Here is a 21,156-nt window from a genome sequence, read left to right on the forward strand (position 1 = left end):
ACTACTGCAAAATTTCGATACCGGGCAGGTCTTTGCCCTCTAGATATTCCAGCGACGCACCGCCACCGGTGGAGATGTGCGAGAAACCGTCCTCGGGCAGCCCGAGCTGACGCACAGCCGCGGCCGAGTCTCCGCCGCCCACGACGCTGAAGGCCCCCTTGGCCGTGGCACCGATGATGGCCTCGGCCACCCCCTTGGTGCCTGCCGCGAATGCCGGGAACTCGAACACACCCATCGGGCCGTTCCAGAACACCGTTTTGGCGTTCGAAAGCAGCGCGCTGAACCGCTTGACCGACTCCGGGCCGATGTCGAGGCCCATCTTGCCGTCCGGGATACGGTCCGAAGCGACCGTCTCGGGCTCGGCGTCGGCGGCGAACTTGTCGGCGACGACGATGTCGACCGGCAGGTGGATCACGTCGGCGTAGGTCTCCAGCAGGCGCTTGCAGGTGTCGATCATCTCCTCCTGGCACAGCGAGGTTCCTACCGAAACGCCTTGTGCCGCAAGGAAGGTGAAGCACATGCCGCCACCGATGATGAGGCTGTCGGCCTTGGTGGCGAGGTTCTCGATGACCGCGAGCTTGTCGGACACCTTGGAGCCGCCCAGCACCACGGCGTACGGCCGTTCGGTCGAGCTGGTCAGCTGCTCGAGCACCTTGACCTCGGCGTCCACGAGCGTGCCCGCGTAATGCGGCAACAGCGTCGCGATGTCGTACACCGACGCCTGCTTGCGGTGCACCACACCGAAGCCGTCGGACACGAAGGCACCCGGCGACCCGTCGGCGCCTTCCACGAGGGCGGCGAGTTCGTTGGCCAGCGCGAGCCGCTCGGCGTCGTCCTTGCTGGTCTCACGCGGATCGAAGCGGATGTTCTCCAGCAGCAGGACGTCGCCGTCAGTGAGGCCTTCGGCGCGGGCCAGTGCGTCGGTCCCGACCACGTCGCCGGCCAGCTGCACGTGCCGGCCCAGCTTCTCCCCCAGCGCCACGGCCACCGGGGCCAGCGAGAACTTGGGGTCGGGGCCGCCCTTGGGGCGCCCGAGGTGGGCGGTGACGACGACCTTCGCGCCCGCCTCGGCCAACGCCTGCAGCGTCGGGACAGAGGCGATGATGCGGCCCGGATCGGTGATGTTGCCCTGGTCGTCGAGCGGGACATTCAGGTCCGAGCGCACCAACACGCCCCGACCTTCCACACCCTCGGCCAACAGATCGTTGAGTGTCTTGACGCCCATCTTGCTCAGAGCGACTTGCCGACCAGTGCGACCAGATCGGCGAGGCGGTTGGAGTAGCCCCACTCGTTGTCGTACCAGGAGACCACCTTGGCCTGGTTGTCGATGACCTTGGTCAGACCCGAGTCGAACAGCGAGCTGTGCGGGTCGGTGACGATGTCGCTCGACACGATCGGGGCGTCGTAGTACTTCATGATGCCCTTGAGCGGGCCCTCGGCAGCGGCCTTCATCGCGGCGTTGATCTCGGCGACGGTGGCGGACTTGGCCAGCTCGGCCGTCAGGTCGGTCACCGAACCTGTGGGGACCGGCACGCGCATGGCGTAGCCGTCCAGCTTGCCCTTGAGCTCAGGCAGGACCAGGCCGATGGCCTTGGCGGCGCCGGTGGAGGTCGGCACGATGTTCAGTGCAGCGGCACGGGCGCGGCGCAGATCCTTGTGCGGGCCGTCCTGCAGGTTCTGGTCCTGGGTGTAGGCGTGGATGGTGGTCATCAGGCCGCGGACGATGCCGAACTCGTCGTTGAGGACCTTGGCCAGCGGGCCGAGGCAGTTGGTGGTGCACGACGCGTTGGAGATGATGTTCTGGCTGCCGTCGTACTTGTCGTCGTTGACGCCCATCACGATGGTGATGTCCTCGTCGGTGGCCGGCGCCGAGATGACGACCTTCTTGGCCCCCGCGTCGAGGTGGCCCTTGGCCTTGGCAGCGTTGGTGAAGATGCCGGTGGACTCGACTACGACGTCGACGCCGAGGTCGCCCCACGGCAGGGCCGCCGGGCCTTCTTTGACCTCAAGCGACTTGATCTTCTTGTCGCCGATGACGATGGTGTCGTCGCCCTCCAGGCTGACGTCCTGCGCCAGCCGGCCCAGGATCGAGTCGAACTTCAGCAAGTGAGCCAGGGTGGCGTTGTCGGTGAGGTCGTTGACCGCCACGATTTCGATGTCGGTGTTCTGACCCTCGGCCTGCTGCGCCGCAACGGCCCGGTAAAAGTTGCGGCCAATGCGGCCGAAGCCGTTGACGCCTACCCGGATGGTCACGTGATTTCTCCCTATGTCGCCAGTGGACTGCTCGCGCAACAGCCTAGTGGTGCCGGTCTCAGTGCGCGCGATCTGGTCAGCGCAGGGCCCGCGAGCTCAGTGTGGGTGCCGTCACGCGCCGCCGACCGGACTGGTTGACAATCTGGGCATGGCACTGACCGCTGCGGTGATCATCGTCGTCACGTTGGTCGTGATGACAACCGGCCGAACACCCGCGGTGCTGGCCCTGATCTGTGCGCTGGTGGCGGCCGGCCTGCTAGGTATCGCAACACCCAACGAATTGTTTGCCGGACTCAGCAACGGTGGGGTCGTCACGATCGCCGCGATGCTGGTCATCGCCAAGGGCGTGCTGCACACCGGGGTGGTGTCACGCGTGACGTTCCGGTTGCTGTCCGGGGTGAGCACCGCCGGGCAGGCGTTGCGCCGGTTGATCCCGCCGGTCGGTTTCGTCTCGGCGCTGATCAACACCACACCGATCGTGGCGATGCTGATCCCGGCCGCCAAGGAACTCCAGCAGCAGTCCGGAGTGCCGGCCCGCGGTGTCCTGCTGCCCGTCGCGCACGCCACGACCCTGGCCGGTTCGGCGACCCTGATCGGTACCAGCTCAAACCTCCTGATCGCCGCGCTGGCCGCCCCGTCGGGCGTGATGCTGTCGATGTTCTCGTTCGTCCCCGTCGCCGTGCCGGTCGCGATCATCGGCTGGCTGGTCCTGCTCGTCACCGCCCCGGTGATGCTGCGGGGCCGTGCCGACGAGGCCGAACGGGAGCTGTCCTGGCGTGCTGAGATCCCGGTATCGGTCAGCGCCAACGCCATCGGCCGCACCGCCGCGGAATTGGGCGTGCACACCACGCTGGAATACCAGCTGCTGGAAATCCGCCGGTGGGGCAAGGCGGTGACGTCCGATTCGGTGCTGGCCGCCGACGACGTGCTGGTCTACAAGTGCACCGAGGACGGCGTCCGAATGCTTTGGGGCAGTCCACGATTCGGGTTGTCGCCGCAGCGCCTTTACCTCGTCGCGGTGGCGAACAACGAGCAGGCCACGGTGCGCGATCTGGAGGAGGACGAGGACATCGTGGTGGTCGCGGCGCAGACCGACAAATTGCTGCGCGAGGCCCACGCCGAACCTGGGGAACTGTGCCTGGTGACCGCCAGTTCGGCCGAGGCGCTCTCCGAGCAGCCGCTCGTCGGGCTGTGGCAGCAGGCCACCGGCACCGCACCGCAGACCGGCAAAACCTGGATCGCCCTGGCCATCCTGACCGCTGTCATCGTCGCCGGGTCTCTCGGCCTGGCCGCTGTCGAGCTCGTCGCCGTGACCGGCGCAGTGCTGATGGTGCTCAGCGGGGTGCTCACGCCGCGCTCCGCGGCCCGTGCGCTGAACTGGAACATCCTGGCCATCATCGCGGGGTCGATCGGCCTTGGCACGATCGTGGTGAACAGCGGCCTGGGCGGCTACATCTCCGACGCGATCCTGCGGTTGTCGGGCAGCAGCATCCCGCTGGTCGTGCTCGTCGTGGTGGTGGGCACCACGCTGCTGACCAACGTCGTCACCAACGCCGCCGCCGCGGCGATCCTGACACCGGTCGTGCTGACCATCGCCACCTCCACCGGGCTGAATCCGGTTCTGCTGCTGATCCTGGTCGGGACGTGCATCTCGTTCACGTTCCTCAACCCGTTCAGCCACCAGTCCAACCTGATGGTGATGCGCCCCGGCGGGTACAGCTCGGCGACCTTCGTGCGCTTCGGCCTGCCGCTCACCGCGGTGTCGGTGCTGACGGCTTTCGGCGTCGGCTGGGCGCTGCTGTCGGTGTAGCCGAACCGGCTCAGGCGTCGTCGAGCAGGTCCGGGGTGACCGCCGACTCGGTGTCGGGAATGCCGTCCTGTTTGGCCTTGCGGTCGGCCATCGACAGCAAACGCCGAATCCGGCCTGCCACAGCATCTTTGGTCATCGGCGGGTCCGCCAGCCGACCCAGCTCCTCGAGGGAGGCCTGCCGATGCTCGACGCGCAGCTTGCCCGCGGCCGCCAGGTGGTCGGGCACCCCGTCGCCGAGGATGTGCAGCGCACGCTCGACGCGGGCGGCGGCGGCCACCGCGGCGCGTGCCGACCGGCGCAGGTTCGCGTCGTCGAAGTTCGCCAGCCGGTTGGCCGTGGCCCGGACCTCCCGGCGCATGCGGCGTTCCTCCCAGGTCAGTCGGGTGTCCTGGGCGCCCATCCGGGTCAGCAGGGCACCGATGGCCTCACCGTCCCGGACCACCACGCGGTCACTGCCGCGCACCTCGCGAGCCTTGGCGTTGACCCCGAGCCGCCGCGCCGCGCCCACCAGCGCCAGCGCCGCCTCGGGCCCCGGGCAGCTGACCTCAAGCGCCGACGACCGGCCGGGCTCGGTCAGCGAACCGTGCGCCAGAAACGCTCCTCGCCAGGCGGCTTCGGCGTCGCCGACGCTACCGCCCACCACCTGCGCGGGCAGCCCGCGCACGGGACGGCCACGCAGATCGAGCAGGCCGGTCTGCCGCGCGAGCGCTTCGCCGTCGGTGGCGACCCGCACCACGTAGCGGGTGTTCTTGCGGATACCGCTGGCCGACAGCACGTGCACCACCGCGTTGTAGCCGTAGAGGTCGTGGATGTCCTTGCGGAGCCGGCGCGCGATGATGCCGAGATCCACCTCGGCTTCGACCACGACGCGTCCCGCGACGATGTGCAATCCGCCGGCGAACCGCAACAGCGACGCGACCTCGGCGCGACGAGCACTCACCGAATTGACCACCAGCCGGCTCAGCTCGTCCTTGACCTCGGCTGTCATCGCCACGGATCGTCCCCTCTCGATCTGTTTGGTGCCGGTTCCTGCCGCACGACATCAACCGACCTGGCGGTGGGCGTAGGAACCGTGGGTTCCTGCACGATGCCGCCGTCGGGTGTCTTGGCGCGCAGGCCGACTCCTTCCAGGGCCGCGGCCAACCTCGCCGGGTCATGTAAAGGTGTACCAGGTCGGCACACGTCAGCAAACTCAACGCGGGCGTTGAGGATCTTGGCCGTGCGGCTGAGCTGCTCGCGTTCGCGCTGGCTCGGCACGCTGCCGGCGTCCACGATGATGTCATGCACCGTGAACTCCGGCGCATGCTGGGCCAGCACATGGATGTGCCGTTCCACCGAGAAGCCCGCAGTCTCGCCGGGCTCGGCCACCAGATTCAGCACCAACGCCCGTCGGGCCGTCGTCGCCTGCAGCGCAGCCGCCAACTGGGGCACCAGCACATGCGGGATGACGCTGGTGAACCACGAGCCGGGGCCGAGCACCACCAGGTCGGCGGCCATGATCGCGTCGATGGCCTGTCGCGTGGCGGGAGGGTCACCCGGCAGCAACCGGACTCGGCGCACCTGGCCGACGGTGGTCGCGATGGCCACCTGCCCGCGGATGACCCGGCTCATCCGGGGATCGGATTCCAGCCCGGCCACGTCGGCCTCGATCTGCAGCGCGATGGGGCACATCGGCAGCACCCGACCCTTGACCCCGAGGATGCGGCCGAGCTCGTCGAGCGCCGCCACCGGATCGGCCAGGACCTCGTTGAGCCCGGCCAGGATCAGGTTCCCGATGGGATGGCCGGCCAGGGCTCCGCTGCCACCGAACCGGTGCTGGATGATGGTTGCCCACAGCCTGCCGTGCGGGCTGTCCGATGCCAACGCCGCCAACGCCATTCGAAGATCGCCGGGCGGGACGACGTCCAGCTCCGAGCGCAGCCGGCCCGACGAGCCACCGTCGTCGGCCACCGTGACCACCGCGGTCACGTGCGGCGTGAGCCGCCGAGCCGCCGACAACGTCGCGTACAGGCCGTGTCCACCGCCCAGGGCGACGATGCGGATGGGTGAATTGCCCTCCTCGCGTCCGGGCCTCATTCGCGACCCAAATCCCGGTGCAGCACCCGCACCGTGAGTTTGTCGCCGCCGGCCAACCGCTGCGCCAGGGCTTCGGCGATCGCGACACTGCGATGTTTGCCGCCGGTGCACCCGATGGCCACGGTCATATAGCGCTTCCCCTCCCTGCGGTATCCGTCGATCACGACGTCCAACAGCCGATGGTAGGTCTCCAGAAACTCGTGGGCCCCGGGCTGACCGAGCACGTAGTCCCGCACCGCCGCATGCTGACCGGTGTGCGGGCGCAACTCGTCCACCCAGTGCGGATTGGGCAGGAACCGCACATCCATCACCGTGTCGGCGTCCATCGGCAGCCCGTACTTGTAGCCGAACGACTCTACTGTCACGTTGGTGTCCGACACTGTCTCACTGCCGAAGGCGCGCTCGATGCTGGCCCGCAGCGCGGGCACCGGCAGCGCCGAGGTGTCGATCACGAGGTCGGCCACCGCGCGGACCGGGGCCAGCATCGCGCGCTCCGCGGCGATCCCCTCGGCCAGGGTCTGATTGCCCTGCAACGGGTGGCTGCGCCGGTTCTGCTCGTAGCGGCGCACCAGGATGGCGTCGGACGCCTCCAGGAACAGCACCCGCGGCGTGATGTTCCGCGTGGCAAGTTCGTTGCGCACCGAATCCAGGTCGCCGGTGAAGCCCCGGGACCGCGCATCCATCACCACCGCCAATTGGGTGATGCGCGAGCCCGCCGCCAGACCGAACTCGACCATTCGGGCGATCAGCTCGGGCGGCAGATTGTCGGCGACATACCAGCCGAGGTCCTCGAGCACCTTGGCCGCGGTGCCGCGTCCCGCCCCCGACAAGCCGGTGACCAGGACCACGTCGATGCCGGAATCGGCGACCGCCCCCGTGCTGTCGAGAGGGTCCCGATGTGGCTGTTCTGTCACGCCCGATCCACCTGCCGCTCACTGGTGTCCATGTCCGCCCCTGTCATCGCATTGCCCCTCGATCGATCATCCTGGATAACGGTTGCAGGTGCGCCGGAATCCGGCGCGCTGAGCGCCTCGCGGACGGCCCGCGCCGTGGCGACGCCGATGCCCGGCACCGCGGTGATCTCCTCCACGGTCGCTTCTTTGAGCCGGGCCACGGACCCGAAATGTGTCACCAGCGCCTTGCGCCGATTCTCCCCCAGCCCGCGCACCGCATCGAGAGCCGACGCCGTCATCCGCTTGGACCGCTTACTGCGGTGGTAGCTGATGGCGAAGCGGTGCGCCTCGTCACGCACCCGCTGCAACAGGTAGAGCCCTTCGCTGGTGCGCGGCAGGATCACCGGATCGGGCTCGGAGGGCACCCACACCTCTTCGAGACGCTTGGCCAGACCGATCACCGCGACATCGTGGACGCCGAGTTCTTCCAGTACCGCGGCCGCGGCGTTGACCTGCGGTGCGCCGCCGTCGACGACGAACAGGTTGGGCGGGTAGGCGAACCGGCGCGGCCGCTGCTCGGCCGTCGCATCGGGTTTCGTGTCGGCGAGGTGCCGCTGGAACCGCCGCCGGGTGACCTCGGCGATGGACGCGACGTCGTCGGAACGTCCCTCTCCCGCGGCCTCCCGGATGGCGTAGTGGCGGTAGTCGCTCTTGCGCGGCAGCCCGTCCTCGAAGACCACCAGCGACGCCACCACGTCGGTCCCCTGGACGTGGCTGATGTCGATGCACTCGATGCGCAGCGGCGCGTCGGCCAGCCCGAGCGATTCCTGGATGCTCTGCAGAGCTTCGGACCTGGCGTTGAAATCCCCGGCCCGCTTGAGTTTGTGCTGGGCCAGCGCCTCCTGCGCGTTGCGCTGCACGGTCTCGGCCAGCGCGCGCTTGTCACCGCGCACCGGCACCCGCAGCGCCACCCGCGAGCCACGCAACCCCGACAGCCACACCGCCAGCTCGTCGGCGTTGGGCGGCAGCACCGGCACCAGCACCTGTCGCGGCACCGGATTGGTCGCCTCGTCGGCGGCCCCACCCAGCTCGGCCTGATCACCGTAGAACTGGGTGAGAAACTGCTCGACCAACTGCTCCTGACCAGATTGCTCCGGGTCACCCGACTTCTCCACGATCCAGCCACGCTGGCCGCGCACCCGGCCACCGCGGACGTGGAACACCTGGACGGCAGCCTCCAGGTCGTCGTCCGCGAAGGCCACCAGGTCGGCGTCGGTCCCGTCGCCGAACACCACCGCCTGCTTCTCCAGCGCCCGCTTGAGCGCAGAGATGTTGTCCCGCAAGCGTGCTGCCCGCTCGAAGTCGAGCTCCTCGGCAGCGGCGAGCATCTGCTGCTCCAGGTCGCGGGCCAGCCGGTCGGTGCGGCCGGCCAGGAAGTCGCAGAAGTCCAGCACGATCTGCCGATGCTGCTCGGCGGTGACCCTGCCGATACAGGGCGCCGAGCACTTGTCGATGTACCCGAGCAGGCAGGGACGGCCGATCTGGTTGTGCCGCTTGAAGACTCCCGCCGAGCAGGTGCGGGCCGGGAACACCCGGGTGAGCAGGTCCAGGGTTTCGCGGATGGCCCAGGCATGCGAGTACGGACCGAAGTAGCGGACGCCCTTCTTGCGCGGGCCGCGGTACACCATCAACCGCGGGTATTCCTCGTTGAGCGTGACGGCCAGCACCGGATACGACTTGTCGTCGCGGTAACGGATGTTGAAGCGGGGGTCGAACTCCTTGATCCAGTTGTACTCGAGCTGCAGCGCCTCGACTTCGGTGTTCACCACCGTCCACTCGACGCTGCCCGCGGTCATCACCATCTGCCGGGTGCGCGGCGCCAGGCCGGTGAGGTCGGCGAAGTACGACGTCAGCCTGCTGCGGAGGCTCTTGGCCTTGCCGACATAGATGACCCGCCCATGGGGATCGCGAAACCGGTAGACGCCCGGTTCAACTGGGATCGATCCGGGCGCCGGCCGGTATGTCGCTGGATCGGGCACGGATTCAAGGTTACTGCCGCGATCCGACTGATCTCCGCTACCGTCGAGAGGGTGCGGATGCTGGCGTCCACGCGATTGGTCATCGCCCTGCTCACTGGCGTCGTGTTGGTTCTCGGCGGATGCGCCGGCGACGCTCAGCGCCGAAGCGCGACCACGCCCGCGCCGTGCACCATCGCCTCCAACGGCACCCCGACACCCAAGACACCGACCGCGCCCGCACCACCACCCGCACCACCACCCGCGCCGGGCACGACCGCCAACCTGGCCACCAATCCCGAAGTGGCGACGGGCTACCGCCGTGACATGACCGCCGTCCACACCGCCACGTACGCGGTGGCCACCGCCAACCCGCTTGCCACCGAAGCCGCCTGCAAGGTGCTGCGCAACGGCGGCACCGCAGCCGACGCCCTGGTGACCGCGCAGGCCGTGCTGGGCCTGGTGGAGCCGCAGTCCTCCGGTATCGGCGGCGGCGGGTTCCTGGTCTACTACGACGCCGCCTCCGGGGCGGTGCGGACGTTCGACGGCCGCGAAACCGCACCGGCCGCGGCCACCGAGAACTATTTACGGTGGGTGTCGGACACCGAGCGCGTCGAGCCCCGTCCCGATACCAGGGCCTCGGGACGCTCCATCGGCGTACCCGGCATCGTGCGAATGCTCGACGACGTCCACCGCACCTTCGGGAAGAAGTCGTGGCGGGACCTGTTCGATCCCGCGGTGCGACTGGCCGACGACGGCTTCGACATCAGCCCACGGATGGCCGAGGCCATCGCCGACGCCTCACCTCAACTGCGCGGTGATCCCGCCGCCGCGGCATACCTGCTGAACCCTGATGGCAGCCCCAAACCGGTGGCCACCCGGCTGACCAATCCCGCATACGCCAAAACCCTGGGCGCCATCGGATCCGGCGGCGCCCAGGCCTTCTACACCGGCGACATCGCCAGGGCCATCGTCGCGGCCGCGACCAACACTGCCGGTGGGCGCACGCCGAGCCTGATGACCGAACAGGACCTCGCCGGCTACACCGCCAAGGAACGCCCACCGTTGTGTACGGGGTACCGCGGTCGGGAGATCTGCGGCATGCCGCCACCGTCGTCCGGCGGGATGGCCGTGGCCGCCACGCTGGGCATCCTCGAACACTTCGCGATGAGTGCCGACCGGCCCACCGACATCGACCTCAACGGCGGGCACCCCACCGTGATGGGCGTGCACCTGGTCTCCGAAGCCGAACGCCTGGCCTACGCCGACCGCGACCGCTACGTCGCCGACACCGACTTCGTGCCGCTGCCCGGCGGAACCCCCGCGACCCTGCTGGGCAGCGCATACCTGACCGGGCGCGCCGCGCTGATCTCCCAGCAGCACACCATGGGCACCGCGCAGCCCGGCGAGTTCGGCCCGCCGGCCACCGCAGCGCCGGCCCGTGAACACGGCACCAGCCAGGTCAGCATCGTCGACAGCTACGGCAATGCGGCGTCATTGACCACCACGATCGAATCGTCGTTCGGCTCGTTCCACATGGTCGACGGATTCCTGCTCAACAATCAGCTCACCGACTTCGCGGCCGATCCGGTCAGCCCCGAGGGAGTCCCGGTGGCCAACCGGGTGCAGCCGGGCAAGCGACCGCGCAGCTCCATGGCGCCGACGCTGGTGTTCGACAAGACCGGGCCTGGGCGTGGGCCGCTGTACGCGGTGCTGGGATCCCCGGGTGGCTCGGTGATCATCCAGTTCGTCGTCAAAACGATTGTCGGCATGCTGGATTGGGGCTTGGATCCGCAGCAGGCGGTGTCCATGGTCGATTTCGGTGCCGCCAACACCCCGGAGACCAATGTCGGCGGCGAGCATCCCGCCGTCGACGCCTCCGGTCCACCGGGCGCCCAGGGCGATCACGATCCGCTCGTGGCCGGGCTGCGCAAGCTGGGCCATCGGGTCAACGTCGCCGACCAGTCCAGCGGGCTCTCGGCGATCATGCGCGCACAGCCGGGCTGGGTGGGCGGCGCGGACCCGCGCCGAGAAGGTCTGGTGATGGGCGACGCCCGCTGAGTCGTGCATTCACCGAGGCTCACGCGAGGGACAGATCCGGCTTCCGATTCGTCCCTCTTGTGAATCTCGGCACGCCCCAGCGGGCAAGGCCGGTTGAAATCAGCCGGCACTCGGACGGTACTTGTCGGTCAACGTCCGCAGCTGTTCCATCGCGTCGACGGCCCGGCCCTTGTCGATCGCCTGGATGGCCATCAGCGGGATGTATTCGTCGTCAGGCAGGTCGACCCTGGCCCATCTGGCCCCGACCGGGAAGGACACCCCGACGACGTCGGACCACGGAATGAGCTTGTAGGACACGAGATTTCGCACCGCCAGGCCCTGCGCTCCGACACGCAGCCGCGGCCGCGCGAACATCAACACCGCGCCGGCAAGGATGACGCCGAGCAATGCCATGGCGACCTGGTCTGAGGTCTGGAACACCACCCCGGTGGAGCCCACCTTCAGCAGCGCCCCGACGGTGATATGCGCAGCGACGAGTACGAACGCCGCAGCATAAGCGAATTGCGGTGTGCGATAAGGCTTTATCTCAACGTCCCAGCCGGCTTCAGTCATCGGCTTGGTCATGCCAGCGCGCGCAGTTCCCGGAGCGTCAGCGCGGTGGACAGAGCCGCGGCGGCGGCCTGCGCCCCCTTGTCCTCGACCGACCCGGGCAACCCGGCCCGGTCCAGCGCCTGTTGCTCATCGTTGGTGGTCAGCACACCGTTGGCCACCGGCGTCGACGCGTCCAGCGACACCCGGGTCAGTCCCTGGGTGACGGCGTCGCAGACATAGTCGAAATGCGGTGTCTGACCACGGATCACCACGCCCAACGCGATTACTGCGTCATGCGTGGCAGCCAATGCCTGTGCCACCACCGGGATTTCGATCGCACCCAGCACCCGCACCACGGTCGGCTCCGCGACGCCGGCCTCCGCCGCCACCTTGCGGGCGCCGTCGAGCAGGGCATCACAGATCGTGGTGTGCCAGGTGCTGGCCACGATGGCCAGCTTGACCGTCGAGGCGTCGACCTTCGGCATGTCGGGAACGCCCGCGCCTCCGCTCATTTGTCGTCTCCGACGACGCCACTCATTGTGTCGTCTCCGACAACGCCACCCACCGGGGCCGCACCTGATCCCGGGATGTCGCCGGAATCATTCGCACTCGGTGGACGGCGGTCCCCCAGTAGATATACGGCCTCGTCGTAGTCGTCCATGCTCACCGCTTCGTCGTAATCGTCGAGCCCCACCAGGTCGTGGCCCATCCGGTCGCGCTTGGTCATCAGGTAACGGATGTTCTCGGCGTTGGCGCGCACCGGCAGCGGGACCCGCTCGATGATGTGCAACCCGTAGCCGTCCAGCCCGACGCGCTTGGCCGGGTTGTTGGTCAGCAGCCGCATCGACCGGATACCGAGGTCGACCAGGATCTGGGCGCCGATGCCGTAGTCCCGTGCGTCGGCCGGCAGGCCGAGTTTCAGGTTGGCGTCGACGGTGTCCTCACCGGCATCCTGCAGCTGATAGGCCTGCAGCTTGTGCATCAGGCCGATACCCCGGCCCTCATGGCCGCGCATGTAGAGCACCACGCCGCGACCCTCCCGGGCCACCATCGCCATGGCCGCATCCAGCTGCGGACCGCAATCGCAGCGCCGCGACCCGAATACGTCGCCGGTCAGGCATTCCGAGTGCACCCGCACCAGCACGTCGTCGCCGTCGCTGTGCGGTCCGGCGATCTCACCGCGGACCAGCGCGACGTGCTCGACGTCGTCATAGATGCTCTTGTAGCCGACCGCGCGGAACACGCCGTGCCGCGTCGGGATTCGGGCCTCGGCGATGCGCTCGATGTGCTTCTCGTGCTTGCGCCGCCACTCGATCAGGTCCGCAATGGAGATCAGCGCCAGGTTGTGCTCGTCGGCGAACACCCGCAGCTCGTCGGTCTGCGCCATGTCGCCCTCGTCCTTCTGGCTGACGATCTCGCAGATGGTGGCGGCCGGCTGCAAGCCCGCCAGTCGGGCCAGGTCGACAGCGGCCTCGGTGTGCCCGGGGCGACGCAGGACGCCACCGTCCTTGGCGCGTAGTGGCACCACATGACCGGGCTTGGTGAAGTCACCGGCAATGCTCGACGGATCAGCGAGCTTCCGCATCGTGGTGGCCCGGTCCGACGCCGAAATGCCGGTGCCGATATCGGTTCTCGCGTCAACGGTGACGGTGTAGGCAGTACCGTGCTTGTCCTGGTTGACCGCATACATCGGCAGCAGGCCGAGCCGGTCGCAGATCTCGCCGTCCAACGGGACGCACAGGTAACCAGAGGTGTACCGCACCATGAACGCCACCAGCTCCGGGGTGGCTTTCTCGGCGGCGAAGATCAGATCGCCCTCGTTCTCCCGATCCTCGTCGTCGATCACCACCACGGCCTTGCCCGCGGCGATATCGGCAATCGCCCTCTCGACGGAGTCGAGCCTGGTCATCTTCGCCACCTTGCCTGTTCCAGTGCCGGCTCCGGCAGGGAACCCGTCGTCGCCTGTTCCGGCACGGAACCCATTGTCATCGTGTCCAGTATGAACCACCGGAACCCAGCGGTTATTGCCAGCTCTTACTGAGCCGCGCCGCCCATCAGCCGCTCAACATATTTGGCGATGATGTCCACCTCGAGGTTCACCCGGGTGCCCACCGCGGCCGTGCCGAGGGTGGTGAGCTCACGCGTGGTGGGAATCAACGACACCTCGAACCACTCGTCGCTCACCGCGGACACTGTGAGCGAAATCCCGTCGACGGTGATGGAGCCCTTCTCGACCACGTACCGCGACAGCTCGCGTGGCAGCGCGATCCGCACCACTTCCCAGTGTTCGGAGGGGGTGCGGGAGACCACCTCGCCGGTGCCGTCGACGTGGCCCTGCACGATGTGGCCGCCGAGCCGGCTGTTGACGGCCGCCGCGCGCTCCAGGTTCACCTGGCTGCCCACCCCGACAACCCCCAGGCTGGACCGGTTGAGGGTCTCGCCCATGACGTCGGCGGTGAAGGCACCGTCGGGCAGCACGTCCACCACGGTCAGACACACGCCGTTCACCGCGATCGAATCGCCATGGCCCGCGTCAGCAGTGACGACAGGCCCGCGGATGGTCAATCGCGCCGCATCGGTCAGCTCTTGCTTGTCGACCAATACGCCCAGCTCTTCAACGATTCCGGTGAACACGGCCCCCAGAGTATTGGAGCCTGCCTGCGGTCGGAGAAAGCAGCCCGTCACCACGAGCCTCTACGATGCAGACATGCAGACGCGCCCACGCTTCGCTGTCCAATCCTTGCTCGCAATCCTTTTCGCCGCGGTCGCATTGATCGCCGGATGTTCTGGCAAATCCGCGGACAAATCCAACGAACCGTTGCCGGACGGGGCCACCCTGATCCAGGAGTCCACCACGACCACGAAGGGCCAGCAGAGCGTTCACCTGCAGCTGACCACGCAGGGCACCGTCAGCGGGCTGCCGATCCAGAAGCTCGACGGCGACCTCACCAATTCCCCGGCGGTCGCCGCCCAGGGCACGGCCGACGTCACCGTGGCCGGCCAGAAGATCAGCGACGCCAAGTTCGCGGTCGTCGACAACGATCTGTGGGCGGCGCTGACCCCCGGTGATCCGCTGTCGAACTGGGGCCCGGCGGCCAACATCTACGACATCGCGGCCATCCTCAGCCCTGACAAGGGCCTGGCCAACATCCTCGCCAACTTCACCGACCCCAAGGCCGAGGGCCGCGAGACCATCGGCGGCGTCGACACCGTGCGAGTCACCGGCCAGGTCTCGGCCGACGCGGTCAATGCGATCGCCCCGTCGATCAAGGCCACCGCGCCGGTCCCGGCCGTGGCGTGGATCAAGTCCGACGGCGACCACGCGCTGATGCAGGCCAAGCTGACCCCGAGTGAGGGCAACAGCGTCACCATGACGCTGTCCGACTGGGGCAAGCAGGTCACCGTCGCCAAGCCCGCGGGCTGATGCCGATGCCCCGGACATCAAGCCGCGGAATCGCGATCAGCGCAGGCAGCCTCGCCGTGCTGCTCGGCGCCCTCGACACCTATGTCGTGATCACGATCATCGTCGACATCATGAAAGACGTCGGGATCGCGGTCAATCAGATCCAACGGGTCACCCCGATCATCACGGGCTACCTGCTGGGCTATATCGCCGCGATGCCGCTGTTGGGCCGCGCGTCGGACCGGTTCGGCCGCAAGATGCTGATCCAGGTGGGCCTGGCCGGTTTTGCGGTCGGCTCGGTCGTGACCGCGCTGTCCACCGACGTGACCGTGCTGGTCATCGGCCGGCTCATCCAGGGCTCGGCCAGTGGCGCCCTGCTTCCCGTGACGCTGGCGCTGGCGGCCGATCTGTGGTCCGCACGTAACCGCGCCGGCGTGCTGGGCGGGGTGGGTGCGGCGCAGGAATTGGGCGCGGTGCTCGGCCCGATGTACGGCATCGCGCTGGTGTGGCTGTTCAACCACTGGCAGGCGGTCTTCTGGGTCAACGTGCCGCTGGCTCTCATCGCGATGGTGATGATCCACTTCAGCCTGCCGCCGAAGGACAAGGATCAGGCGCCCGAGAAGGTCGACGTCGTTGGCGGCGTGCTGCTCGCGATCGCGCTCGGGCTCACGGTCGTAGGGCTTTACAACCCGGAACCCGACGGCAAGCACGTGCTGCCGTCCTGGGGTGTTCCGGTGCTCATCGGCGCTGCCGTGGCGACGGTCGCCTTCTTCGCGTGGGAGAAGGTGGCCCGGACGCGGCTGATCGATCCCGCGGGCGTGCACTTCCGGCCGTTCCTGGCGGCCCTGGCCGCGTCCCTGTGCGCGGGCGCGGCGCTGATGGTCACCCTGGTCAATGTCGAACTGTTCGGCCAGGGCGTGCTGGGCCAGGATCAGAACCACTCGGCGTTCCTGCTGCTGCGTTTCCTGATCGCACTGCCGATCGGCGCGCTCATCGGCGGCTGGTTGGCCACCAAGCTGGGCGACCGACTCATGGTGTTCGCCGGTCTGCTGATCGCGGCGGGCGGTTTCGTCCTGGTCTCGCACTGGTCGGTCAACGTTCTGGCCGACCGGCACAACCTGGGCCTGTTCACTCTGCCGGTGCTCGATACCGACCTGGCGATCGTGGGTCTCGGTCTGGGTGTCGTGATCGGCCCGCTGACCTCGGCGGCGCTGCGGGCCGTCCCCTCCGCCGAGCACGGCATCGCGTCGGCGGCCGTGGTGGTTTCCCGCATGATCGGCATGCTGATCGGCATCGCGGCGCTGGGGGCCTGGGGCTTCTACCGGTTCAATCAGCACCTGGCGACGCTCGCCGTCGCGCATGCCAACCCGAACATGTCCCTCGTCGAGCGCCTGACCGCGCAAGCGGCCCGCTACCGCGAGGCGTACGTGATGATGTACGGCGACATCTTCCTCAGCGCGGCAATCGTATGTGTCATCGGTGCGCTGGTCGGTCTGCTCATCGCGGGGCGGCATGAGCACGCCGAGGAGATCCCCGCCGAGGGATCCGAGGATGCCGATGATGCCGCGACCGAGCTGACCAGCGCACCGACTCCGGTGACCAACGGGCCGGCCGACCACCCGGGCCGGCACCGCAGTCAGTAGGTCAGCAACGCTCGATGCCGGGCCGGATGCGCGGTGGTTCTTCACGGACCGCCGCGCGCCGGGCCGGGAGTACCCCACGTAGCTGGGCGCACACCAGGGCTTTGACGGTTCGCTGGGATATTCGTGGGTTCAGCGGGGAGGTACTGAGCCAGTCCTGCAGAGCGGTCACGCTCGTGTTCCTTTGCTCAAGTTCACCGGGCGCACGTTCGTCGGCGAAAGCGCTTTGGTACGAGTGTACCGAGACCGACCGACAACCGGCCGCCCCAGAACGCTCCTGCACCCCGTGAAATCGGCCCCTGGCCCCACTGCCGCTCGGTAATCTCCAGCCATGGCCGAGGCGTCGACATGCTGATGGCGGCACTGCGTGACCTGCAGTGGCGACGCCGACGCTTCGCCATCGCGGTCGTCGGCACCGGCCTGGTGTTCGCCATGACCCTGGTGCTGACGGGGTTGGCCAACGGCTTCCGCGTCGAGGCCCAGCGCACCGTCGACGCGCTGGGTTTGGACGCGTTCATGATCAAGGCCGGCGCGGCGGGTCCGTTCCTGGGTTCGGCACCGATTCCGATGGCCGAAGTCCAACGGGCCGAACGCCTTCCGGGCGTCACGGCCGCGGTGCCGCTGGTGTACGGCAGCTCGACGATCCCCGACGGCTCGTCGCCGCGCAACGTCAACGTGTTCGGCGTGCCGGAGCGGGGCCCGGGCGCGCCCGCAGTGATCACCGGCCGCTCCCCCGCAGCGCCCGACGAGGTCGCCGCCTCGACGACCATGGGGCGCGACGTCGGCGCCGTCGTCGACATCGGCGCCCGGAGGCTGCGTGTCGTCGGCCTCGTCGACGATTCGACCGCCCTGGCCGGTCAGGCCAACGTCTACCTCACCGTCACCGGCGCGCAGCAGCTGCTGTTCTCCGGGCAACCATTGATCTCGTCGATCGGCTTGCGGGGCAAGCCCACCGGGGCGCTCGACGGCTACCGAGTGGTCGACCGCGGCGGCGCGGTGGACGACATGGTGCGGCCGCTGCGGGGCGCCAACCAGGCGATGACCCTGATGGCGGGGCTGTTGTGGGCCGTCGCCGCGATGATCGTCGGCTCGGTGGTCTACCTGTCCGCGCTCGAACGCACCCGTGATTTCGCGGTGTTCAAGGCGGTCGGGGTGGCCACCCGGTCGATCCTCGCCGGGCTCGCGATGCAGGCCGTTCTGGTGGCGGTGTTGGCGGCCCTGCTCGGCAGCGCCCTATCGATCGTGCTGGGCCCGTTGTTCCCGATGCGCTGCGACGTCCCGACAGTGGCCTTCACCGCGCTGCCGGTCATCGCGGTGGTGATCGGTCTGCTGGCCAGCATCGCCGGGCTGCGCCGCGCCGTCGGGGTCGACCCCGCACTCGCGTTCGGAGGGCCCTGACCGTGTCCGATCTGCGTATCAAGGATCTCGTCGTCGAATACTCCAGCGGCGACTACGCCGTGCGGCCCATCGACGGCCTTGACCTCGGGGTCGAGGCCGGGTCGTTAGCAATTCTGTTGGGCCCCAGCGGATGTGGCAAGACCACCCTGCTGTCGTGCCTCGGCGGGATCCTCAAACCGGCGGCCGGACGCATCGAGTTCGGCGATGTCGACGTGACGGCGCTGGGCGGCCGGGAGCTCTCCGCGTATCGACGCGACACGGTCGGCATCGTCTTCCAGGCGTTCAACCTCGTGCCCAGTCTGACCGCGCTGGAGAACGTGATGGTGCCGATGCACGCCGCGGGGATGTTCCGGCAGGACGCGCGCCGGCGCGCCGAGGAGCTGCTCGCCCGGGTCGGCCTCGAACACCGGATGCGCCACCGCCCAGGCGATTTGAGTGGCGGGCAGCAGCAGCGGGTCGCGGTGGCACGGGCCATCGCGCTGGACCCGCCGCTCATCCTGGCCGACGAGCCCACCGCCCACCTGGACTTCATCCAGGTCGAGGAGGTACTGCGGCTGATCCGCGAACTCGCCGAGGACGAGCGCGTTGTGGTCGTCGCCACACACGACACGCGCATCCTGCCACTGGCCGACCAGGTGGTCGAGTTGGTGCCGCACGCGACCGAGGCCCACGAGGGGCCCGAAACGGTGCGGCTGCGGGCCGGCGACGTGTTGTTCGCCCAGGGCACGATGGGTGACCTGATCTACGTGGTGACCGCCGGTGAGATTTCCATCTCCCGCGAATTGGCAACCGGCGGAGAGGAAATGGTCAGAATCTCCACACCGGGCGATTACTTCGGTGAAATGGGTCCGCTGTTCGGGCTGCCCCGGTCGGCCACCGCTCGGGCCCGCACCGACGCCACCGTCGTGGGCTACACCGTGCAGACATTCCGGGAACGGCTCGGCCCCACCGGGGTGCGCAACCTCATCGAGCACCGGTCGCTGGACGACGAATAGACCGACACGAGTTGAGGCCATCGCGGCGTCCGGCCTAGGGATGGCCGCAGAAAGCGACCTCTAGCCCGTCACCGGCGTCGACGGCCAGGTCCCCAACGGCCGTCCGGGTCCGTGACCGTTATCACTGCGGCTCATTGACGCGGTTGACATCACACTCGATCAGGTCCACAATTTGATTATCCAATCATAGACGATTATTTATTCACTCAACGGAGGCTCTCAATGCCCGACACTGGCGACGCCACATCCCTGTTCCGCGGACATTTCTCCGGCCGGCGGGTCGCGGTCACCGGCTCAGCGCACGGCATCGGCCACACCATCGCTCGCGGGTTCGCCGAAAACGGCGCGTCGGTCTTCCTGATCGACCGGGACGAGCACGTCACCCAGGCCGTCGAGACGCTGTGCGCCGACGGATTCGACGCCCTCGGCGCGCAAGCCGACGTGACCGACGAGCACCAGATGGCCGCGGCATTCGACCAAATGGCCTCCACCTGGGGCAAATTGGACGTGCTGGTCAACAACGCAGGCATCATCACCATCAACGACCTGGAGAACACCAGCCTCGAGGACTTCGAACGGGTTCTGCGCGTCAACACGACGGCAATGTTCATCGCCATAAGGGCAGCCGCTCCCCTGCTGCGGACCGCAGGCGGCGGCAGCATCCTCAATGCCGCCAGCGGCCAGGCCCGCCAAGGCTTCATCTACACACCGTCCTACGCGGCGAGCAAGTTCGGTGTACTTGGGCTGACCCAGTCCTTGGCCAAGGAGCTCGCCAAAGACAACATCCGGGTCAACGCCTACTGCCCGGGCATCGTGCACACCGAGATGTGGGAGTACAACGACCGAGAGTGGGGTCGCCGCCTGGGCGACTACAAGCCGGGCGAATTGATCGCAGAATGGATCGCCGACATCCCGCTGGGCCGGCCTGCTAGCGAAACCGACGTCACGAATCTTGTTCTGTTCCTGGCTTCTTCAGCTGCTGAATACATCACCGGACAAGCCGTCAACGTCGACGGCGGCATGTTCATGAGCTGACAGTTTCTGGTCCCCCACCCGCACAACCCCCGAATCGGAGACACCATGACCAGCGCCATCGCCACGCCCCCGACGACCAGCCAGTCACCCCGCATCAAAGAGCTGACCAGCAGAGCTCTCGCCGGATCCGGCGGTGCGTTCGCCGGGCTTCTACTGCTGATCGTCGCGCTTTCGGTCACCGCACCGAACTTCCTGTCCGCGCGCAACTTCACCAACATCGTCGATCAGGTGACGGTGTTGGGCATCCTGGCGCTGGGCGCGACGTTCGTCATCATCATCGGCGGCATCGACCTGTCGGTGGGTTCGGTCCTCGCTCTCTCCGGCATTGTGATGGGCTGGTTGTCCCATAACGCAGGCGTACCACTGCCAGTCGCAATGCTGGCCGCAATCGTCGTCGGCGGCATCGCCGGCCTGATAAACGGCCTGGGCGTCACCATCTTCAAATTACCCGCGTTCATCGCGACCTTGGCGATGATGTCGGTGGCCCGGGGCCTGGCCAACCTGATCACCGACGGCCAGCAGATCGTCGGCTATCCCGAGTGGTTCTACAAGCTTTCCACCGCAAGGTATTTCGGATTCATCAGTGTCACTGTCGCCGTGCTCGTCATCCTCTACATCGCCGGCTGGATGTTTCTCCGGTATCGCCGGGCGGGTCGCGCCCTGTATGCCATCGGCGGTGGCCCGGAGGTGGCCCGCCTCGCCGGTCTCAACGTCCGCCGAATCACCACCATGGTGTACGTCACCGCCGGCCTGATGGCGGGGGTCGGCGCGGTGGTCTTGTCCTCGCGCCTGGATGCCTCCGCCCCCAGCGCGGCAACGGGATACGAACTCGACGTCATCGCCGCAGTCGTGATCGGCGGGGCCAGCCTGATGGGCGGCACCGGACGAGTTACCGGCACGGTCATCGGTGTGCTCATCATCGGGGTGCTGCGCAACGGCCTGAACCTGCTCGGCGTATCCCCGTTCATTCAGCAGATCGTCATCGGCTGCGTCATCGCGATCGCTGTCGGAGCAGATGTGCTGCGGCGCAAGAACAATCGGTGATC

General features: G+C 68.0%; 19 protein-coding genes. 8 read left to right on the forward strand and 11 right to left on the reverse strand.

The annotated features are described in order from the left end of the window. Nucleotide 1 precedes the first annotated feature (1 nt). Together BTO20_RS40575 and gap are read right to left on the reverse strand one after the other, a co-directional pair. A complete protein-coding gene (locus BTO20_RS40575; protein ID WP_087077767.1) occupies nucleotides 2-1,225 on the reverse strand; it encodes a phosphoglycerate kinase in 1,224 nt (407 codons plus the stop codon). Nucleotides 1,226-1,230: 5 nt separating this feature from the next. Continuing rightward, a complete protein-coding gene (gene gap / locus BTO20_RS18640) occupies nucleotides 1,231-2,253 on the reverse strand; it encodes a type I glyceraldehyde-3-phosphate dehydrogenase (protein ID WP_087077768.1) in 1,023 nt (340 codons plus the stop codon). 148 nt (nucleotides 2,254-2,401) lie between these two features. On the opposite strand from gap, the gene BTO20_RS18645 reads away from it, so the two are divergent. Then, nucleotides 2,402-4,063: an SLC13 family permease gene (locus BTO20_RS18645; RefSeq protein WP_087077769.1), complete on the forward strand. Its 1,662-nt coding sequence runs from the start codon at nucleotides 2,402-2,404 to the stop codon at nucleotides 4,061-4,063. A gap of 10 nt (nucleotides 4,064-4,073) precedes the next feature. On the opposite strand, the gene whiA is transcribed toward BTO20_RS18645, so the two are convergent. The 4 genes from whiA to uvrC are packed head-to-tail and all read right to left on the reverse strand — an operon-like array spanning nucleotide 4,074 to nucleotide 9,071. Continuing rightward, nucleotides 4,074-5,051 (reverse strand): DNA-binding protein WhiA, encoded by a 978-nt coding sequence (gene whiA / locus BTO20_RS18650; RefSeq protein ID WP_087082341.1) that lies wholly within the window; start codon nucleotides 5,049-5,051, stop codon nucleotides 4,074-4,076. Then, the gene (gene yvcK / locus BTO20_RS18655; protein ID WP_087077770.1) at nucleotides 5,048-6,139 is read right to left on the reverse strand and encodes a uridine diphosphate-N-acetylglucosamine-binding protein YvcK; all 1,092 of its coding nucleotides are present in this window, start codon (nucleotides 6,137-6,139) and stop codon (nucleotides 5,048-5,050) included. Before yvcK ends, whiA begins: the two co-directional genes overlap by 4 nt. Beyond that, the gene (gene rapZ, locus BTO20_RS18660) at nucleotides 6,136-7,053 is read right to left on the reverse strand and encodes an RNase adapter RapZ (RefSeq protein WP_087077771.1); all 918 of its coding nucleotides are present in this window, start codon (nucleotides 7,051-7,053) and stop codon (nucleotides 6,136-6,138) included. The genes yvcK and rapZ overlap by 4 nt, the downstream gene beginning before the upstream one ends. After that, nucleotides 7,050-9,071, reverse strand: a complete 2,022-nt coding sequence (uvrC, locus tag BTO20_RS18665) for an excinuclease ABC subunit UvrC (protein ID WP_087077772.1) — start codon at nucleotides 9,069-9,071, stop codon at nucleotides 7,050-7,052. The genes rapZ and uvrC overlap by 4 nt, the downstream gene beginning before the upstream one ends. 57 nt (nucleotides 9,072-9,128) lie before the next feature. Here uvrC and BTO20_RS18670 point away from each other — a divergent pair, with 57 nt between their 5' ends. Beyond that, nucleotides 9,129-11,108 carry a gamma-glutamyltransferase family protein gene (locus BTO20_RS18670; RefSeq protein WP_198344540.1) on the forward strand — a complete coding sequence of 660 codons (1,980 nt, stop codon included), beginning with the start codon at nucleotides 9,129-9,131 and terminating at the stop codon, nucleotides 11,106-11,108. 99 nt (nucleotides 11,109-11,207) lie between these two features. Here BTO20_RS18670 and BTO20_RS18675 read toward each other — a convergent pair whose 3' ends face one another. The 4 genes from BTO20_RS18675 to BTO20_RS18690 all read right to left on the reverse strand — a co-directional run bounded on the left by BTO20_RS18675 (nucleotide 11,208) and on the right by BTO20_RS18690 (nucleotide 14,273). Then, entirely contained in the window at nucleotides 11,208-11,672 is a 465-nt protein-coding gene (locus BTO20_RS18675; protein ID WP_087077773.1) for a PH domain-containing protein, read from the reverse strand. After that, the gene (gene ribH, locus BTO20_RS18680) at nucleotides 11,669-12,151 is read right to left on the reverse strand and encodes a 6,7-dimethyl-8-ribityllumazine synthase (protein ID WP_087077774.1); all 483 of its coding nucleotides are present in this window, start codon (nucleotides 12,149-12,151) and stop codon (nucleotides 11,669-11,671) included. The genes BTO20_RS18675 and ribH overlap by 4 nt, the downstream gene beginning before the upstream one ends. Then, complete coding sequence (locus tag BTO20_RS18685) at nucleotides 12,148-13,548, reverse strand: bifunctional 3,4-dihydroxy-2-butanone-4-phosphate synthase/GTP cyclohydrolase II (protein ID WP_232490763.1); 1,401 nt, start codon at nucleotides 13,546-13,548, stop codon at nucleotides 12,148-12,150. The genes ribH and BTO20_RS18685 overlap by 4 nt, the downstream gene beginning before the upstream one ends. Nucleotides 13,549-13,673: 125 nt before the next feature. Beyond that, a complete protein-coding gene (locus BTO20_RS18690) occupies nucleotides 13,674-14,273 on the reverse strand; it encodes a riboflavin synthase (protein WP_087077775.1) in 600 nt (199 codons plus the stop codon). A 73-nt stretch (nucleotides 14,274-14,346) separates the two neighbouring features. Here BTO20_RS18690 and BTO20_RS18695 point away from each other — a divergent pair, with 73 nt between their 5' ends. Further along, nucleotides 14,347-15,063 carry an LppX_LprAFG lipoprotein gene (locus BTO20_RS18695; RefSeq protein WP_087077776.1) on the forward strand — a complete coding sequence of 239 codons (717 nt, stop codon included), beginning with the start codon at nucleotides 14,347-14,349 and terminating at the stop codon, nucleotides 15,061-15,063. After that, nucleotides 15,063-16,685 carry an MFS transporter gene (locus tag BTO20_RS18700; protein WP_198343982.1) on the forward strand — a complete coding sequence of 541 codons (1,623 nt, stop codon included), beginning with the start codon at nucleotides 15,063-15,065 and terminating at the stop codon, nucleotides 16,683-16,685. The genes BTO20_RS18695 and BTO20_RS18700 overlap by 1 nt, the downstream gene beginning before the upstream one ends. A 1-nt stretch (nucleotide 16,686) precedes the next feature. On the opposite strand, the gene BTO20_RS39920 is transcribed toward BTO20_RS18700, so the two are convergent. Beyond that, entirely contained in the window at nucleotides 16,687-16,854 is a 168-nt protein-coding gene (locus BTO20_RS39920) for a hypothetical protein (protein ID WP_198343983.1), read from the reverse strand. 176 nt (nucleotides 16,855-17,030) lie between these two features. On the opposite strand from BTO20_RS39920, the gene BTO20_RS18705 reads away from it, so the two are divergent. The 4 genes from BTO20_RS18705 (at nucleotide 17,031) to BTO20_RS18720 (ending at nucleotide 21,154) form a co-directional block, all read left to right on the forward strand. Further along, a complete protein-coding gene (locus BTO20_RS18705) occupies nucleotides 17,031-18,080 on the forward strand; it encodes an ABC transporter permease (protein WP_087077777.1) in 1,050 nt (349 codons plus the stop codon). A gap of 2 nt (nucleotides 18,081-18,082) precedes the next feature. Next, complete coding sequence (locus BTO20_RS18710) at nucleotides 18,083-19,075, forward strand: ABC transporter ATP-binding protein (protein WP_087077778.1); 993 nt, start codon at nucleotides 18,083-18,085, stop codon at nucleotides 19,073-19,075. A gap of 222 nt (nucleotides 19,076-19,297) precedes the next feature. Further along, entirely contained in the window at nucleotides 19,298-20,110 is an 813-nt protein-coding gene (locus BTO20_RS18715; RefSeq protein ID WP_087077779.1) for an SDR family NAD(P)-dependent oxidoreductase, read from the forward strand. 45 nt (nucleotides 20,111-20,155) lie between these two features. Further along, a complete protein-coding gene (locus BTO20_RS18720; protein ID WP_087077780.1) occupies nucleotides 20,156-21,154 on the forward strand; it encodes an ABC transporter permease in 999 nt (332 codons plus the stop codon). Nucleotides 21,155-21,156 lie beyond the last annotated feature (2 nt).

Origin of the sequence: Mycobacterium dioxanotrophicus (assembly GCF_002157835.1) — a bacterium.
Lineage (GTDB): Bacteria > Actinomycetota > Actinomycetes > Mycobacteriales > Mycobacteriaceae > Mycobacterium > Mycobacterium dioxanotrophicus.

Excerpts from the sequence above, each read along its gene's own strand:
- BTO20_RS18675 (WP_087077773.1), bottom strand. The coding sequence starts at position 11,672 with ATGACCAAGCCGATGACTGAAGCCGGCTGGGACGTTGAGATAAAGCCT.
- yvcK (WP_087077770.1), bottom strand. The coding sequence starts at position 6,139 with ATGAGGCCCGGACGCGAGGAGGGCAATTCACCCATCCGCATCGTCGCC.
- BTO20_RS40575 (WP_087077767.1), bottom strand. The coding sequence starts at position 1,225 with ATGGGCGTCAAGACACTCAACGATCTGTTGGCCGAGGGTGTGGAAGGT.
- BTO20_RS18715 (WP_087077779.1), top strand. The coding sequence starts at position 19,298 with ATGCCCGACACTGGCGACGCCACATCCCTGTTCCGCGGACATTTCTCC.
- BTO20_RS18685 (WP_232490763.1), bottom strand. The coding sequence starts at position 13,548 with ATGACCAGGCTCGACTCCGTCGAGAGGGCGATTGCCGATATCGCCGCG.
- whiA (WP_087082341.1), bottom strand. The coding sequence starts at position 5,051 with ATGACAGCCGAGGTCAAGGACGAGCTGAGCCGGCTGGTGGTCAATTCG.
- BTO20_RS18720 (WP_087077780.1), top strand. The coding sequence starts at position 20,156 with ATGACCAGCGCCATCGCCACGCCCCCGACGACCAGCCAGTCACCCCGC.
- BTO20_RS18695 (WP_087077776.1), top strand. The coding sequence starts at position 14,347 with ATGCAGACGCGCCCACGCTTCGCTGTCCAATCCTTGCTCGCAATCCTT.
- BTO20_RS18645 (WP_087077769.1), top strand. The coding sequence starts at position 2,402 with ATGGCACTGACCGCTGCGGTGATCATCGTCGTCACGTTGGTCGTGATG.
- ribH (WP_087077774.1), bottom strand. The coding sequence starts at position 12,151 with ATGAGCGGAGGCGCGGGCGTTCCCGACATGCCGAAGGTCGACGCCTCG.
- BTO20_RS18705 (WP_087077777.1), top strand. The coding sequence starts at position 17,031 with ATGCTGATGGCGGCACTGCGTGACCTGCAGTGGCGACGCCGACGCTTC.
- BTO20_RS18700 (WP_198343982.1), top strand. The coding sequence starts at position 15,063 with ATGCCGATGCCCCGGACATCAAGCCGCGGAATCGCGATCAGCGCAGGC.
- BTO20_RS18670 (WP_198344540.1), top strand. The coding sequence starts at position 9,129 with ATGCTGGCGTCCACGCGATTGGTCATCGCCCTGCTCACTGGCGTCGTG.